The sequence below is a fragment of the Vibrio sp. 2033 genome (assembly GCF_033339735.1).
Genome location: NZ_JAWOVC010000707.1, coordinates 1 through 546, shown reverse-complemented (window position 1 = coordinate 546; position 546 = coordinate 1). Strand labels below are relative to the sequence as shown.

The 546-nt window shown below is 49.6% G+C and carries 2 protein-coding genes; one reads left to right on the top strand and one right to left on the bottom strand.

Annotation, left to right across the window (positions count from 1 at the left end):
• On the top strand, positions 1–269 hold a 269-nt coding region (locus tag R7P74_RS28640), incomplete at its 5' end, for a LysR substrate-binding domain-containing protein (RefSeq protein ID WP_318124078.1).
• 21 nt (positions 270–290) lie between these two features.
• Here the strand turns inward: R7P74_RS28640 and R7P74_RS28635 are convergent.
• Positions 291–546, bottom strand: a 256-nt coding sequence (locus R7P74_RS28635) for a CZB domain-containing protein (RefSeq protein WP_318124077.1), incomplete at its 5' end; no start/stop codon positions are given.

The following is a 546-nucleotide window of genomic DNA, read 5'->3' as shown; positions in this document are numbered from 1 at the left end:
AATCGCTTAATGTGATGGAGAAAACCTACCTTTTTAACCATGCCGATATGGCAATGATTGCCGCCAAAAACAGCATGGGAATCGCAATGGCGCGGGCGTCTTTGGTGCAAACCAGTTTGGAAAAGGGAGAACTGGTCGCGCCTTTTGAACGCGTCAACGCAGGGAGAGGGTACGATTTGATTTGTTTAAACGGCCAGCAGCACAGACCGAAAAATGCGGCGTTTATCGAATGGCTAGAAACGCAGCTACCTCCCCTTGCATCGCAATAAAAACAAAGGGAGGCATAAGTCTTAGTTTGCGATGATTTCATCCATCAAGCGGTCAATGTGAATCACCACTTGCTCACTTGCGTCTTCCATCGAGTTGATGGAGGTCACCATGCCGGCCATATTTCCTGACTTCGCGTGGTTCATTGCATCACGGCCGCTATCGTGCACACCTTTGTGTGGCGCTTCGAGCTGCGCGTAGCTTCTTAGTTGGCTATATGCTTTGCCGTCACCTCTGTAGTACCACTGGCCCAATCGACATTCTGAATGGCTATTGACG